The sequence below is a fragment of the Zoogloea sp. genome, from assembly GCF_041914405.1.
Lineage (GTDB): Bacteria > Pseudomonadota > Gammaproteobacteria > Burkholderiales > Rhodocyclaceae > Zoogloea.
Genome location: NZ_JAYSDK010000032.1, coordinates 20,210 through 33,929, shown reverse-complemented (window position 1 = coordinate 33,929; position 13,720 = coordinate 20,210). Strand labels below are relative to the sequence as shown.

Here is a 13,720-nt window from a genome sequence, read left to right as displayed (position 1 = left end):
CCGTGGGTCAGCAGACGATGTTGACGAGACGGCCGGGGACGACCACGACCTTCTTCGCCGGCTTGCCTTCCATGAACTTGACGGCAGCCTCGTGGGTCAGTGCCGCGGCTTCGATCGAGTCCTTGGCCGCATCGGCCGGGACGCGCAGCGCGCCGCGCAGCTTGCCATTGACCTGCAGCATCAGTTCGATCTCGTCCTGCACCAGCGCGGCGTCGAGGGGCTCCGGCCAGGCGGCCTTGAGGATGTCCTCGCCGTAGCCGAGTTCGGCCCACAGGGCGTGGCTGATATGCGGGGTGAGCGGCGACAGCACGCGCAGCAGGATGCCAAAGCACTCCTCGATCACCTCGGCCGCCAGCGCGCCTTCACGCGGGGCCTTTTCAAGGGCATTGAGCATCTTCATCGTGGCGGAGGCCACGGTGTTGAACTGCTGCTTGCCGAGGTCGTAGTTGGCCTGCTTGAGGAGCAGGTGGATCTCGCGGCGGAAGCTGGCCAGCGCCTCGGGCAGCTTGGCGCCGTTCAGGCTGCGCTCGGCGCCGATCTGCGGGCGGATCTCGCTAGCGAGCAGGTGGCCGAAGCTCCACACCCGGCGCAGGAAGCGGTAGGCGCCTTCGACACCGGCGTCGGACCACTCAAGGGTCTGCTCGGGCGGGGCGGCGAACATCATGAAGAAGCGCGCGGTGTCTGCGCCGTATTGTTCGATGAGCGCCTGTGGGTCCACGCCGTTGTTCTTCGACTTGGACATGGTGGTCAGCTCGTGCTCGAGCACGGTGCCGTCCTTCTTCAGCGTCGCGCCGGTGATCTGGCCCTTGGCGTCCTTCTGGACGTCGATCTCGCTTTCCCAGAAGTAGTTCTTGCCGCCGCCTTCGGGCTTGTGGAAGAAGGCGTTGTTGAGAACCATGCCCTGGGTCAGCAGGTGGGCGAAGGGCTCGCGGTAAGTCACAAGGCCCAGGTCGCCCATCACCTTGGTCCAAAAGCGGGAGTAGAGCAGGTGCAAGATGGCATGTTCGATGCCACCGATGTACTGGTCGACGGTCATCCAGTAATTGGTTTCGTCGTCCACCATCTTGTCGGCGCCGAACTTGGTCGCGTAGCGGGCGTAATACCAGGACGAGTCCACGAAGGTGTCCATGGTGTCGGTCTCGCGACGGGCCGGTTTGCCGCAGCACGGGCAGGTGGTCTCGAGGAAGTCGGCGCGCTTGTGCAGCGGATTGCCGGAGCCATCCGGCACGCAGTCCTCGGGTAGCACCACCGGCAGCTGATCGTCGGGCACCGGCACCGAGCCACAGTCGTCACAGTGGATGATGGGGATCGGGCAACCCCAGTAGCGCTGGCGGGAGATGCCCCAGTCGCGCAGGCGCCACTGGACTTTCTTTTCGCCGACGTTCTTGGCGGCCAGGTCGGCGGCAATGGCGTCGACGGCGGCTTCATAGCCGAGGCCGTCGTACTTGCCGGAATTGACACAGGCGCCGTCCTTGCTGCCGTACCACTCTTGCCAGGCGTCGGTGGAGTAGGGCTTGTCGCCGACGGCCACGACCTGCTCGATGGGCAGGTCGTATTTCTTGGCAAAGGCGAAGTCGCGTTCGTCGTGGGCGGGGACGCCCATCACGGCACCGTCGCCGTAGCTCATCAGTACGTAGTTGCCGACCCACACCTCGACCTGCTTGCCGGTCAGCGGGTGGGTGACGAACAGGCCGGTGGGCAGGCCTTCCTTCTCCATCGTGGCCATGTCGGCTTCCATTACCGAGCCGTGCTTGCACTTTTCGATGAAGGCGGCCAGTGCAGGGTTGTCCTGGGCGGCATGCAGGGCCAGCGGATGCTCGGCGGCCACAGCGCAGAAAGTGACGCCCATGATGGTGTCGGCGCGGGTGGTGAACACCCACAGCTTGCCATCGTTGATCAGGCCGTTTTCATCGGCGATGTCGTGGCTGAAGGCAAAGCGCACGCCGGTGCTCTTGCCGATCCAGTTGGCCTGCATCAGCTTGACGCGCTCGGGCCAGCCCTCGAGGGTGTCCAGATCGGACAGCAGCTCGTCGGCGTAGTCGGTGATCTTCAGGTAGTAGCCGGGGATCTCGCGCCTTTCGACGAGGGCGCCAGTGCGCCAGCCGCGGCCGTCGATGACCTGTTCGTTAGCGAGCACGGTCTGGTCAACCGGATCCCAGTTGACGACCTGGGTCTTGCGTTCAGCGATGCCCTTTTCGAGCATGCGCAGGAACAGCCACTGGTTCCACTTGTAGTACTCAGGGGTGCAGGTGGCCAGCTCGCGGCTCCAGTCGATGGCAAAACCCAGCGACTTGAGCTGCTGCTTCATGTAAGCGATGTTGTCGTAGGTCCACTTGGCTGGCGGCACCTGGTTCTTGATCGCGGCATTCTCGGCGGGCAGGCCGAAGGCGTCCCAGCCCATCGGCTGCAGGACGTTGTAGCCCTTCATCTTGTGGAAGCGGGACAGCACGTCGCCGATCGTGTAGTTGCGCACGTGGCCCATGTGCAGCTTGCCCGACGGATACGGGAACATGGACAGGCAGTAATACTTGGGCTTCGACGCGTCGGCCGCGACGCGGAAGGCTTCGGTGCTGTCCCAGTGCTGCTGGGCGGCGCGTTCGATATCGGCGGGAAGGTATTTGTCCTGCATGGGCGGAAAAGTCGCGGATGGAACGAAACCTCGCATTATAAACCGGTCCGGTGAAGCCCGCTGGAGCGCGCTCAAGACATTGATGTCACGAGATATTTCCCCTTCATGTTCGGGCTCGGTGCATGTCATGGCCAAATGCGTCTGTTACAATCGCGCTCCCGCAACGCAGCATTTTCCTATGTCCGAGCCCCTTGTCCGTCTTGAGAATGTGCGCTTCGCCTATGGCGAGCGGATGATCCTGCGCGACATTTCCCTATCCATTCCGCGTGGGCAGGTGGTTGCCATCATGGGGGGCAGCGGTTGCGGCAAGACCACGCTGCTGCGGCTGATCGGCGGGCAGGAGCGTGCCGTCGGTGGTCGCGTGCTGGTTGCCGGCCAGGATGTAGGGACGCTTGATCGCGAGGATCTGTACGCCTTGCGCCGGCGCATGGGCATGCTGTTCCAATTCGGTGCGCTGTTCACCGACATGACGGTGTTCGACAATGTGGCTTTCCCGCTGCGTGAGCACACCGATCTGCCGCCCGAGCTGATCAATGATCTGGTGCTGATGAAGCTGCATGCGGTTGGCTTGCGCGGTGCGGCTCAGCTGCGGCCGGGGGAGCTTTCAGGTGGCATGGCGCGGCGCGTCGCGCTGGCCCGGACGATCGCCCTCGATCCAATGCTGCTGATGTACGACGAGCCCTTTACCGGCCTCGATCCGATTTCCCTCGGCGTGATCGGGCAGTTGATTCGCCGTCTGAACAACGCGCTCGGCGCCAGCTCGCTGATCGTCACCCACGACATCCAGGAGTCCCTGCAGATCGTGGATTACATCTATTTCATTTCCGAAGGGCGGGTTGTGGCTCAAGGTACGCCGGACGAGATCCGCAATACCTCCGATCCCTTCGTGCATCAGTTCGTGCACGCCGAGGCCGACGGCCCCGTGCCTTTCCACTACCCCGCCGGCGATTACGCGACGGCGCTGGTTGGAGGGGCCGGCTGATGGGCGACGTGTTGCGCAAACTGGGATCCCTGGCGGTAAGCGGGGTGTGGCAGCTCGGGTTCATTGCCCGCTTTTTCGTGCTGATCCTGCGCTACTCGGGGCAGTCCTTCCTGCGCCTGCACCTGACAATCCGCGAGCTGTATTTCAGCGGCGTGATGTCGCTGCTGATCATCCTCGTGTCGGGTCTGTTCGTCGGCCTGGTGCTGGGCCTGCAAGGCTACGAGATCCTGCAGCGCTATGGTTCCAGTGAGGCGATGGGCACGATGGTGGCTTTGTCCTTGCTGCGGGAACTCGGCCCGGTCGTGGCCGGTCTGCTGTTCGCCAGCCGGGCTGGCTCGGCGGTGACGGCGGAAATCGGCCTGATGAAGGTCACCGAGCAGCTAAAGGCGATGGACATGATGGCAGTCAACCCGATCGCCCGGGTGGTTGCCCCCCGCTTCTGGGGGGGCGTGGTGTCCATGCCGCTGCTGGCCGCGCTGTTCTCGACAATGGGTATCTTCGGCGGTTGGTTGATCGGGGTGGTCTTCATAGGCGTCGATGACGGGGCCTTCTGGTCCCAGATGCAGGCTGCCGTCGATTTCCGCTATGACGTGCTCAACGGTGTGTTCAAGAGCACTGTGTTTGGCGTTGCCGTGGCGTTGATTGCCGTGTTCGAAGGCTACGACTGCGTGCCGACTGCCGAAGGGGTGTCCCGCGCGATCACGCGTACCGTGGTGAGTTCTGCGCTGGCCATCCTGGCGCTCGATTTTGTAATGACGTCTTTCATGTTCCGAGGTCTATGATGAGTCGCACGACGCTCGACCTGTGGGTCGGTGTTTTCGTGGCAATGGGTATCGCCGCGTTGTTGTTCCTGGCCCTCAAGGTTGGCAGCATTTCCGGGTCGGACGTCCAGTCGCCCTATACTCTCAGCGCCCGTTTCGACAATATCGGCGGGCTCAAGGTGCGCGCACCGGTCAAGAGTGCCGGCGTCCTGGTCGGGCGGGTCACCGAAATCCGCTACGACAATGAACACTTTCAGGCCGAAGTTGTCTTCTCCGTGGACGGCCGCTACAAGTTCCCGACCGATACCTTCGCCAACATCCTGACGTCGGGTCTGCTCGGCGAGCAGTATCTCGGCCTCGATCCCGGCGGTGAGGAAAAGACCCTCGCGCCGGGCGACGTCATCAAAAAGACCCAGTCCGCCGTTGTTCTCGAGAAACTGATCAGCCAGTTCATGTTCAACAAGGCGGCAGAAGGAGATCAGGCCCCTGCGAAGTAAGTGCGGACGGGGCGTTTGGCACAGAGAGCGCAGTTGTGGCTGCGAGCGAAAAAGACAATGACGAACAGCAAGACTGAATCGATGGTGGCAGGGCGTGGTGTCCTGATGGCGCTGGGATTGGCCTGTACGCTGGCCGCCTGTGCCGGGCCGGGGGGGCACCCCAAGGATCCGCTCGAGCCGATGAACCGGGCGACCTTCCAGTTCAACGAGAAGGCGGACAAGTACGTGATGCGTCCTGCGGCCGAGGTCTATGACCTGGCGCCGCTGCCGGTGAAGACCGGCGTTGCCAATTTCTTTGGCAACATCGCTGACGTTTGGATTGGCGTCAATAACCTGCTGCAGGGCAAGTTTGTCGATGGCTTGTCCGATGGCGGGCGCTTCCTGCTTAACTCCACGGTAGGCCTGCTGGGGGTCTTTGATGTCGCTACCGAGATCGGTCTCGAAAAGCATGATGAAGATCTGGGGCAGACCCTCGGTCGCTGGGGCGTCGGTGATGGCCCCTATCTGGTGCTGCCCTTGCTGGGGTCCAGCAATGTCCGGGATGGCGTGTCGTTGATCGGCGATTTCCGTGTTGATCCGCTCATGCAACTGGAGGACGTGGGTGCCCGCAACAGCCTGGGCGGCCTGCGCCTCGTCAGCAAGCGGGCCGCGCTGCTGGGTGCCGATACGGCAGCCGAGGAGGCTGCGCTGGACAAGTACGGCTATATGCGCAGTTTCTACATCCAGTATCGCCGCAACCAGATCTTCGACGGCCAGCCGCCGCGCGAAAAGGATCCGGACGACGACGACTCCTCCGAAAATGACAACGATAAGGCGGCGACCGACGGCAATGCGGCCGGTTCTGCTGCTGATAAATCCTCCTCCCCCAACAAGAAGGAAAGTCTCGAATGAAACGCTTCACTTCCCTGTTTGCGGCGCTGGTCCTGGGCCTCGGCATCCAGTTCAGCGCCGCGGCCAATACCGTGGCGCCCGACGTGTTGGTCAAGAGCGTCAGCGACGACGTGATTTCCATCGTCCGTCAGGACAAGGCGATCCAGTCCGGTGATACCCGCAAGGCCGTGACCTTGGTCGAGACCAAGGTGTTGCCTTACTTCGACTTTGCCCACATGACCCGCCTGGCCGTCGGCAAGGACTGGAAGCAGGCCTCCGCTGACCAGAAATCGGTGCTGACCCACGAGTTCAAGACGCTGCTGGTGCGCACCTATTCCAACGCGTTGACCAAGTACCGTGACCAGCAGATCGATTTCGAGCCGCTGAAGGCCAAGCCTGAAGATAGCGATGTGATTGTGCGTACCAAGGTGCGCCAGGCGGGCGCCAAGCCGGTGCAGATCGATTACAACCTTGAGAAGCAGGGCGACAACTGGAAGGTCTACGATGTGCTGGTGGCGGGCGTGAGCCTCGTTACCAACTACCGCGACGAGTTCGGCCAGGAAGTGCGTGCTGGTGGTATCGACGGGTTGATCAAGTCCCTCAAGGACAAGAACACGCGGCTCGACCCCACGACGGCAGCCAAAAAATGATCCAGGCCGACGGCGCACGCCTGAGCCTCAGTGGCCCCCTGACCATCGCCACCGTCGCGGCGCTGGCGGCGGCCGGTCGCGAGCAGGTTACGGGTGGCGACCGGGTTGTCGATCTGTCCGGCGTCACTCAGGTGGATTCCGCGGCTTTGGCGCTGCTGCTTAGCTGGCTGCGTGCTTCCCGCGCTGCCGGGCGGCAGCTTTCCATCGACCATGCGCCGACGGCGTTGGTCAGTCTTGCGTCGCTCTACGACGTCGATTCCATTCTCTCTCTGGCTCGCTGAGCCTGTCGGTTTTTATGAGTCCAGCGATCCGCATTGCCGGCGTCACCAAGCGTTTCCGTTCCCTGCAGGCCCTGGCCGGCGTCGACCTGGAGGTGGCCCAGGGCGAGTTCTTTGGCTTGCTTGGCCCCAACGGGGCCGGCAAGACCACTTTGATTTCCTCCTTGGCGGGGCTGGCGCGACCAGACTCGGGCACGCTGGAGGTCATGGGCCACGACGTGGTTCGCGACTACCGCGCTGCGCGAATGGCCCTTGGTGTGGTGCCCCAGGAACTGGTTTTCGATCCGTTCTTCAATGTGCGCGAGATGCTGCGCATCCAGTCTGGTTACTTCGGTATCCGCAACAACGACGACTGGATCGACGAGATCCTGCATCACCTGGACCTCACCGAGAAGGCCAACTCCAACATGCGCATGTTGTCGGGTGGTATGAAGCGGCGGGCCTTGGTGGCCCAGGCGCTGGTCCATCGGCCGCCGGTCATCGTCCTCGACGAGCCAACTGCCGGGGTGGACGTGGAGCTGCGCCATGGTCTGTGGCAGTTCATCCGCAAGCTGAACCAGGATGGCCACACCATCGTGCTGACCACCCATTACCTGGAAGAGGCGGAGTCCCTGTGCGGGCGAATCGCCATGCTGAAGGCGGGGCGCATCGTCGCGCTGGACACTACGGCCAATCTGCTGCAGCGTTTCGCCAGCCACACGTTGCAAGTACGTCTGGCGCAAGCCGTTGCAGTTTCGCCTGACCTGGAAGCCTGTGTGCTGTCCCGGGATGGTCTGCAATGGACGTTGGGTTTCGATAATTTTGACGAGGTCGGGCATTTGCTTGCCGGCCTCAAGTCCGCCGGTGCCGAGATCGTCGACATGGCCCTCGGCAAGCCTGACCTGGAACAGGTCTTCGTCGGCGTGATGAATCAGAACTGAGGCAGCATGGAAGGTTTCAAGACCCTGTTGTACAAGGAGTGCCTGCGCTTCTGGAAGGTGGGTTTCCAGACGGTGTTGTCGCCGGTGCTCAATGCGGTGCTCTATCTATTGATCTTCGGTCATGTGCTTGAGGATCACGTGCAGCCTTTTCCCGGCGTCAACTACACAGCTTTTCTGGTGCCAGGCCTGGTGATGATGACGGTGTTGCAGAATGCCTTCGCGAACAGCTCGTCATCGCTGATCCAGAGCAAGATCACCGGCAACATCGTGTTTGTGCTGTTGCCGCCAATTTCCTATCGGGAGTTCTATTCCGCCTATGTGCTGGCGGCGGTCTTGCGTGGCAGTCTTTGTGGCATTGGCGTGCTGCTGGCCGCCTTGCCCTTTGCGCACCTGCCTTTCGCAGAACCGCTGTGGATCGTTGCCTTTACGCTGGTCGGCGGCGCGTTTCTTGCGAGTCTTGGCGTGATCGCGGGGATCTGGGCCGACAAGTTCGACCAACTGGCGGCGTTCCAGAACTTCCTGATCATGCCGCTTACGATGCTCTCCGGCGTGTTCTACTCGATCCATTCCCTACCGGCCTTCTGGCAGGGGGTGTCGCATTTCAACCCGTTTTTCTTCATGATTGACGGGTTCAGGTATGGCTTTTTTGGAGTCTCCGACGTGTCGCCGTGGGCGAGCCTCGGGGTCGTGACTGTCTGTTTTGTCGTGCTCGCGGCGCTTACCCTGCAAATGCTTGCCAGGGGCTATAAGCTGCGGGCCTGAGGAGTGATTATGTTTCCGGCTAGCGAAATCGAGCGGTTGATTGCTGCAGGTCTCGAGTGTGATTTCCTCCAGATCGAAGGGGATGACGGCACCCATTTCACGGGCATCGTCGTCAGCCCGGCATTTGAAGGCAAGCCGCGGGTGCGCCAGCACCAGGCGGTATATGCCACCCTGGGCAAGCTGATGGGCAACGAGATCCACGCCCTCCAGTTGTCGACCTTTACGCCCACCCAGTGGGCCGAATTGCAGAAGGAACTGGGCTGATCGCCCATTGATGCATGGATAAACTGCTGATTGAAGGCGGCGTCCGCCTGTCCGGCGAGATCGCCATTTCCGGTGCCAAGAACGCAGCGCTGCCGATCCTGTGTGCGGCCTTGCTGACCAGCGAACCGGTGACCTTCACCAATGTGCCGCGTCTCAACGACATTGGCACGCTGCTGCGCCTGCTTGAGCAGATGGGTGTCAAGGTGAGCCGCGATGGTGACACCGTCACGTTGGATGCCAGCGGGGTGAACAACCCGGTCGCGTCCTACGAGATGGTCAAGACCATGCGTGCCTCCATCCTGGTACTCGGCCCGCTCGTCGCCCGCTTCGGTGAGGCCCAGGTGAGCCTGCCGGGCGGCTGTGCGATTGGCGCGCGCCCGGTGGACCAGCACATCAAGGGCCTGCAGGCGATGGGTGCCGCGGTCAAGGTCGAGCATGGTTATGTTCACGCCAAGGTGCCCAAGCTAAAGGGCGCCCGCCTATTTACTGACATGGTCACCGTGACCGGCACCGAGAACCTGATGATGGCGGCCTGTCTGGCCGACGGCGAGACCGTCATCGAGAACGCGGCCCGCGAACCGGAAGTCGTCGACCTGGCCAACTGCCTGGTGGCGATGGGCGCACAGATCTCCGGCGCTGGCGGCGACGTGATCCGCATCAAGGGCGTACCGGCTCTGCACGGTGCAACCCACCGCATCATGCCGGACCGTATCGAGACCGGTACCTACCTGTGTGCGGCAGCCATCACCGGCGGCGATGTCCGCGTGACCGGCACGTCCACCAGCTACCTGGACGCGGTCGTCGACAAGCTGATGGATGCGGGCTGCGAAGTGATCGGCGAGCGCGATGCGATCCGTCTAAAGGCGCCCGAGCGGCTGACGTCCGTCAGCCTGCGTACGGCGCCTTATCCAGCGTTCCCGACCGACATGCAGGCCCAGTTCATGGCGATCAATGCGGTGGCCAACGGTACGGCGGTGATTCGCGAGACGATCTTCGAAAACCGTTTCATGCATGCGGTCGAACTGCAGCGTCTTGGCGCTGATGTCCGCATCGATGGCAATACGGCCTTCGTGAAGGGCGTCGAGCGCCTGCAGGGCGCGACGGTGATGGCCACCGACTTGCGGGCTTCCGCGAGCTTGATCATTGCTGGCCTGGTGGCGGAAGGCGAAACCACGGTGGATCGCATCTACCACCTGGATCGTGGTTACGAGCGTCTGGAGGAGAAACTGTCCGCGCTTGGTGCCCGCGTCCGGCGGATTCGCTGAGCTGCGTATCGGGGTGGGCCGCCGCGGCGGCCCATGGCTGAAAGCCTGCGTCAGGCGCCGGGCTGGACTGCCAGCACCTTCAACTGGATGGCGTGGCCGTCAGGGGTGTGCCAGTCGATGATCTGGCCGACTGACAATCCCAGCAGGGCGCTGCCAGCTGGGGAAAAGATGGATACCGTACCGTCGCCGCTGCCAGCGTCGTGGGGCCAGGCGAGGGTCAGATCGTATTCGCGTCCAGACATTTCCTCGCGGAAGCGGGCGCGGCTGTTCATGCTGATGACGTCATTCGGCATCTCTTCGTCGTCGAGTACCGTGGCGCGTTCGAGCTCGGCGCGTAGGCCGTCGAGGTCACTGCGGTTGCGGGTTGGCGGCTTGGAGAGCAGGGCTTCAAGGCGTTCGAGGTCGCGCGTGGACACGATGATTTCAGGTTTCACTGGAAACTCCTTCGTTTCGATCAAAAAAGAAAATGGCCGATCCCGCCGGATAGCGGTTCAGCCACGCACCCAAGGCTAGCAGAAAGGGGACGCTGCGCAAACGTCCCGCCGCATCGGGCGCGATGGGCTCCCCGAATCGGATAGAATCGCGCTTTACGCACACAGAGCATCATCTTGAACGGCATTACGCTTGCCCTCTCGAAGGGCCGAATCTTCGAGGAAACCCTGCCGCTGCTCGCCGCCGCGGGGATCACGCCGACCGATAACCCGGAGACCTCGCGCAAGCTCATCATCGGCACCAATCGGCCGGATGTACGGTTGGTCATCGTGCGCGCCACCGATACGCCGACCTATGTGCAGTACGGCGCGGCGGATATGGGCATCGCCGGCAAGGACGTGTTGCTGGAGCATGGCGGCGCCGGCTTGTACCAGCCGCTGGACCTCAACATCGCCAAGTGCCGCCTGTGCGTGGCGGTGCCGAAGGATTTCGATTACGCCGCTGCGGTCAAGCGCGGTGCGCGCATCCGGGTGGCGACCAAGTACGTGAAGGCGGCCAAGGAGCACTTCGCGGCCAAGGGCATGCACGTGGACCTGATCAAGCTTTACGGCTCCATGGAGCTCGCGCCGCTGGTCGGCCTGGCCGATGCGATCGTCGATCTGGTGTCCACCGGCAGCACCCTGAAGGCCAACAACCTGGTGGAGGTGGAAGACATCATGCCGATCAGCTCACGTCTCGTCGTCAATCAGGCCTCCCTCAAGCTCAAGCGCGAGTTGATCCAGCCAGTGCTGGAGGCCTTTGCAGGAGCAGTCAAGAAATGAGCGCCCAGATCCGTCGCCTGTCTTCCGCCGAACCCGACTTCATCGCCACGCTGGATGCGCTGCTGGCCTTCGAGGGCAGCACCGATGCGGCCATCGAGCAGGCGGTCGGCGACATCCTGACGAACGTGCGCAAGAATGGTGACGCAGCGGTTGTCGAGTACACCCGCCGCTTCGATCATCTGGATGTGAGCGACATGGCCGCGCTGGAACTGCCGAAGGCTGAACTCGAGGCCGCGTTGGCGGGGCTGCGCGACGAGCAGCGCCAGGCGCTGGAAGCCGCCGCGGCGCGCGTGCGCACCTATCACGAACGTCAGGTGCTCGAATCCTGGCGTTACAACGACGAGTCCGCAGGCATGGCCGGCACCCGTCTGGGGCAGAAGGTCACGCCGCTGGATCGTGTCGGCCTGTACGTGCCGGGTGGTCGCGCGTCCTATCCCAGCTCGGTGCTGATGAACGCGATTCCCGCCAAAGTGGCGGGTGTCGGCGAATTGATCATGGTGGTGCCTACGCCCCGTGGCGAGCGTAGCCAGCTGGTGCTGGCTGCCGCGGCGATTACCGGTGTGGACCGTGTGTTCACGATCGGCGGAGCCCAGGCCGTGGCGGCGTTGGCCTATGGCACGCAGACGATCCCGCAGGTGGACAAGATCGTCGGTCCGGGCAACGCGTACGTGGCGAGTGCCAAGCGCCGCGTCTTCGGCACCGTCGGCATCGATATGGTGGCAGGGCCGTCCGAAGTACTGATCATCTCCGACGGTACCGGCCATCCGGACTGGGTGGCGATGGATCTTTTTGCACAGGCCGAGCACGATGAACTGGCCCAGTCGATCCTGCTGTGTACCGACGAGGACTTCATCGCCCAGGTGGAGGCGAGCATTGCCCGGCTGCTGCCGGAAATGCCGCGCCGCGACACCATTGCCACGTCGCTGGCCAATCGCGGTGCCTTGGTATTGGTGCGTGACCTGGCGGAAGCCTGCCAAGTTGCCAACCGTATCGCGCCGGAACACCTGGAGTTGTCGCTGGCGGATCCGTACCAGTGGATCGACCAGATCCGCCACGCCGGCGCGATCTTCATCGGTCATTACTCGGTCGAGGCCCTCGGCGACTACTGCGCCGGCCCCAACCACGTGCTGCCGACGATGCGCAGCGCGCGCTTCTCCAGTCCGCTGGGGGTGTACGACTTCCAGAAGCGCACCAGCCTCATCGATATTTCGGAGCAGGGCGCCCAGACCCTCGGCAGGATCGCCTCCGTGCTGGCCCACGGTGAAGGCCTTCAGGCCCACGCCCGTTCGGCGGAAATGCGTCTGAAGGGGTGATTTGCGCCTCTGGGTGAATGTGAAAAAGCCGCACTCTCGAGTGCGGCTTTTTCGTGGACACAGATATCTGGAAGATCAGGCCAGGATTTCTTTTAGTGCCCGAATGAGCAGGCTGCACTGCGCATCGGTGCCTACCGTAATGCGCAGGAACTGGTCGATGCGCGCCGCCTTGAAGTGACGCACGATGATGCTGCGCTCCCGCAGGGCTGCGGCCAAAGCTGCGGCGTCGTGGGCCGGATGGCGAGCGAATACGAAATTGGCGGCTGATGGCAGCACTTCGAAGCCCAGTGCAGCGAGATCACTGGTCAGGGTTTCACGGCTGGCGATGACCTGCCGGCGGGTTTGCTCAAAGTAGGCTTCGTCGTCCAGCGCAGCGCTGGCACCTACGAGGGCCAGGCGGTCGAGCGGGTAGGAGTTGAAGCTGTCCTTTACGCGGGTGAGGGCTTCGATAAGCTCCGGTTGACCAATCGCGAAGCCGACGCGCAGGCCGGCTAGGGAGCGAGACTTGGACAGGGTCTGGGTGACCAGCACGTTGGGGTGGCGCTTCACCAGCGCTACGGCGGTGGGGATGGTGTCGAGGCCGCCGAAATCCACATAGGCCTCGTCGATGACGATCGGGCTGTCCGGCAGGCCTTCCGCGAGGCGAGCGATCTCGTCGAGTGCCAGCAGGCGGCCGGTGGGGGCGTTCGGGTTCGGGAAGATCACACCACCGACCTTGTCGGCGCCGCGCGACAGGTAGTCGTCCACACGGATCGCGAAGTGCTCGTCGAGGGGGACGGCTTCGAAATCGATGCCGTACAGCCCGCAATACACCGGATAGAAGCTGTAGGTGATGTCCGGGAACAGCAGCGGCGCGTCGTGCTTGAGCAGGGCCTGGAAGGTGTGGGCGAGGACTTCGTCCGAGCTATTGCCGACGAAGACCCATTCCGGCGCTACGTCGAAATGGCGGGCGACAGCGGCCTTTAGCTGGGTGCCGGTCGGATCCGGGTAGAGCTTCAGGCGGTCCGCATCCGCGCCGAGTTCGGAGCGGATGGCTTCGAGTACGCGTGGGCTCGGCGGGTAGGGGTTCTCGTTCGTGTTGAGCTTGACCAGATTGGCAAGCTTGGGCTGCTCGCCGGGAACGTAGGGGGTCAGGTCGTGGACGACGGGGCTCCAGAAACGGCTCATGGCAGGTCGGCGTGGCACCCTAAAGTGCCGCAAGGGACTGTAAAAACGCTAGATGCTATCATGGCCCCATTCGTTCCCAGTCCATCACCGTTTTTCTGGAAATAAGCGC

At 62.9% G+C, this 13,720-nt stretch carries 15 protein-coding genes; 12 read left to right on the top strand and 3 right to left on the bottom strand.

Annotation, left to right across the window (positions count from 1 at the left end):
* Positions 1-7: 7 nt before the first annotated feature.
* The gene (gene leuS / locus ACE3RX_RS17820; protein ID WP_374486314.1) at positions 8-2,629 is read right to left on the bottom strand and encodes a leucine--tRNA ligase; all 2,622 of its coding nucleotides are present in this window, start codon (positions 2,627-2,629) and stop codon (positions 8-10) included.
* A gap of 178 nt (positions 2,630-2,807) precedes the next feature.
* Here leuS and ACE3RX_RS17815 point away from each other — a divergent pair, with 178 nt between their 5' ends.
* From ACE3RX_RS17815 to murA, 10 genes are read left to right on the top strand one after another with little or no spacing between them, the layout of a single operon-like run.
* The gene (locus ACE3RX_RS17815; protein ID WP_374486313.1) at positions 2,808-3,611 is read left to right on the top strand and encodes an ABC transporter ATP-binding protein; all 804 of its coding nucleotides are present in this window, start codon (positions 2,808-2,810) and stop codon (positions 3,609-3,611) included.
* Positions 3,611-4,393: a lipid asymmetry maintenance ABC transporter permease subunit MlaE gene (gene mlaE, locus ACE3RX_RS17810; protein WP_374486312.1), complete on the top strand. Its 783-nt coding sequence runs from the start codon at positions 3,611-3,613 to the stop codon at positions 4,391-4,393. Before ACE3RX_RS17815 ends, mlaE begins: the two co-directional genes overlap by 1 nt.
* Positions 4,393-4,869 carry an outer membrane lipid asymmetry maintenance protein MlaD gene (gene mlaD / locus ACE3RX_RS17805; RefSeq protein WP_374486311.1) on the top strand — a complete coding sequence of 159 codons (477 nt, stop codon included), beginning with the start codon at positions 4,393-4,395 and terminating at the stop codon, positions 4,867-4,869. Before mlaE ends, mlaD begins: the two co-directional genes overlap by 1 nt.
* Before the next feature lie 57 nt (positions 4,870-4,926).
* A complete protein-coding gene (locus ACE3RX_RS17800; protein WP_374486310.1) occupies positions 4,927-5,760 on the top strand; it encodes a VacJ family lipoprotein in 834 nt (277 codons plus the stop codon).
* Positions 5,757-6,389 (top strand): phospholipid-binding protein MlaC, encoded by a 633-nt coding sequence (locus ACE3RX_RS17795; RefSeq protein ID WP_374486309.1) that lies wholly within the window; start codon positions 5,757-5,759, stop codon positions 6,387-6,389. Before ACE3RX_RS17800 ends, ACE3RX_RS17795 begins: the two co-directional genes overlap by 4 nt.
* The gene (locus ACE3RX_RS17790; RefSeq protein ID WP_374486308.1) at positions 6,386-6,670 is read left to right on the top strand and encodes a lipid asymmetry maintenance protein MlaB; all 285 of its coding nucleotides are present in this window, start codon (positions 6,386-6,388) and stop codon (positions 6,668-6,670) included. Before ACE3RX_RS17795 ends, ACE3RX_RS17790 begins: the two co-directional genes overlap by 4 nt.
* Positions 6,671-6,684: 14 nt before the next feature.
* A complete protein-coding gene (locus ACE3RX_RS17785) occupies positions 6,685-7,587 on the top strand; it encodes an ABC transporter ATP-binding protein (RefSeq protein ID WP_374486307.1) in 903 nt (300 codons plus the stop codon).
* A 6-nt stretch (positions 7,588-7,593) separates the two neighbouring features.
* Positions 7,594-8,349, top strand: coding sequence for an ABC transporter permease (locus ACE3RX_RS17780; protein WP_374486306.1), 756 nt, complete (start codon positions 7,594-7,596; stop codon positions 8,347-8,349).
* 9 nt (positions 8,350-8,358) lie between these two features.
* Complete coding sequence (locus ACE3RX_RS17775) at positions 8,359-8,613, top strand: BolA family protein (RefSeq protein WP_079432829.1); 255 nt, start codon at positions 8,359-8,361, stop codon at positions 8,611-8,613.
* 14 nt (positions 8,614-8,627) lie between these two features.
* Entirely contained in the window at positions 8,628-9,878 is a 1,251-nt protein-coding gene (gene murA, locus ACE3RX_RS17770) for a UDP-N-acetylglucosamine 1-carboxyvinyltransferase (protein WP_374486305.1), read from the top strand.
* Positions 9,879-9,928: 50 nt separating this feature from the next.
* Here murA and rnk read toward each other — a convergent pair whose 3' ends face one another.
* Positions 9,929-10,312 (bottom strand): nucleoside diphosphate kinase regulator, encoded by a 384-nt coding sequence (rnk, locus tag ACE3RX_RS17765; RefSeq protein WP_374486304.1) that lies wholly within the window; start codon positions 10,310-10,312, stop codon positions 9,929-9,931.
* A 174-nt stretch (positions 10,313-10,486) separates the two neighbouring features.
* Here rnk and hisG point away from each other — a divergent pair, with 174 nt between their 5' ends.
* Positions 10,487-11,131 carry an ATP phosphoribosyltransferase gene (gene hisG, locus ACE3RX_RS17760; protein ID WP_374486303.1) on the top strand — a complete coding sequence of 215 codons (645 nt, stop codon included), beginning with the start codon at positions 10,487-10,489 and terminating at the stop codon, positions 11,129-11,131.
* Entirely contained in the window at positions 11,128-12,444 is a 1,317-nt protein-coding gene (gene hisD / locus ACE3RX_RS17755) for a histidinol dehydrogenase (protein WP_374486302.1), read from the top strand. The genes hisG and hisD overlap by 4 nt, the downstream gene beginning before the upstream one ends.
* 75 nt (positions 12,445-12,519) lie before the next feature.
* On the opposite strand, the gene hisC is transcribed toward hisD, so the two are convergent.
* On the bottom strand, positions 12,520-13,611 hold the full coding sequence (gene hisC, locus ACE3RX_RS17750; protein WP_374486301.1) for a histidinol-phosphate transaminase: 1,092 nt from the start codon (positions 13,609-13,611) through the stop codon (positions 12,520-12,522).
* Positions 13,612-13,720 lie beyond the last annotated feature (109 nt).

Excerpts from the sequence above, each read along its gene's own strand:
- leuS (WP_374486314.1), bottom strand. The coding sequence starts at position 2,629 with ATGCAGGACAAATACCTTCCCGCCGATATCGAACGCGCCGCCCAGCAG.
- ACE3RX_RS17815 (WP_374486313.1), top strand. The coding sequence starts at position 2,808 with ATGTCCGAGCCCCTTGTCCGTCTTGAGAATGTGCGCTTCGCCTATGGC.
- mlaE (WP_374486312.1), top strand. The coding sequence starts at position 3,611 with ATGGGCGACGTGTTGCGCAAACTGGGATCCCTGGCGGTAAGCGGGGTG.
- mlaD (WP_374486311.1), top strand. The coding sequence starts at position 4,393 with ATGAGTCGCACGACGCTCGACCTGTGGGTCGGTGTTTTCGTGGCAATG.
- ACE3RX_RS17800 (WP_374486310.1), top strand. The coding sequence starts at position 4,927 with ATGACGAACAGCAAGACTGAATCGATGGTGGCAGGGCGTGGTGTCCTG.
- ACE3RX_RS17795 (WP_374486309.1), top strand. The coding sequence starts at position 5,757 with ATGAAACGCTTCACTTCCCTGTTTGCGGCGCTGGTCCTGGGCCTCGGC.
- ACE3RX_RS17790 (WP_374486308.1), top strand. The coding sequence starts at position 6,386 with ATGATCCAGGCCGACGGCGCACGCCTGAGCCTCAGTGGCCCCCTGACC.
- ACE3RX_RS17785 (WP_374486307.1), top strand. The coding sequence starts at position 6,685 with ATGAGTCCAGCGATCCGCATTGCCGGCGTCACCAAGCGTTTCCGTTCC.
- ACE3RX_RS17780 (WP_374486306.1), top strand. The coding sequence starts at position 7,594 with ATGGAAGGTTTCAAGACCCTGTTGTACAAGGAGTGCCTGCGCTTCTGG.
- ACE3RX_RS17775 (WP_079432829.1), top strand. The coding sequence starts at position 8,359 with ATGTTTCCGGCTAGCGAAATCGAGCGGTTGATTGCTGCAGGTCTCGAG.
- murA (WP_374486305.1), top strand. The coding sequence starts at position 8,628 with ATGGATAAACTGCTGATTGAAGGCGGCGTCCGCCTGTCCGGCGAGATC.
- hisD (WP_374486302.1), top strand. The coding sequence starts at position 11,128 with ATGAGCGCCCAGATCCGTCGCCTGTCTTCCGCCGAACCCGACTTCATC.
- hisC (WP_374486301.1), bottom strand. The coding sequence starts at position 13,611 with ATGAGCCGTTTCTGGAGCCCCGTCGTCCACGACCTGACCCCCTACGTT.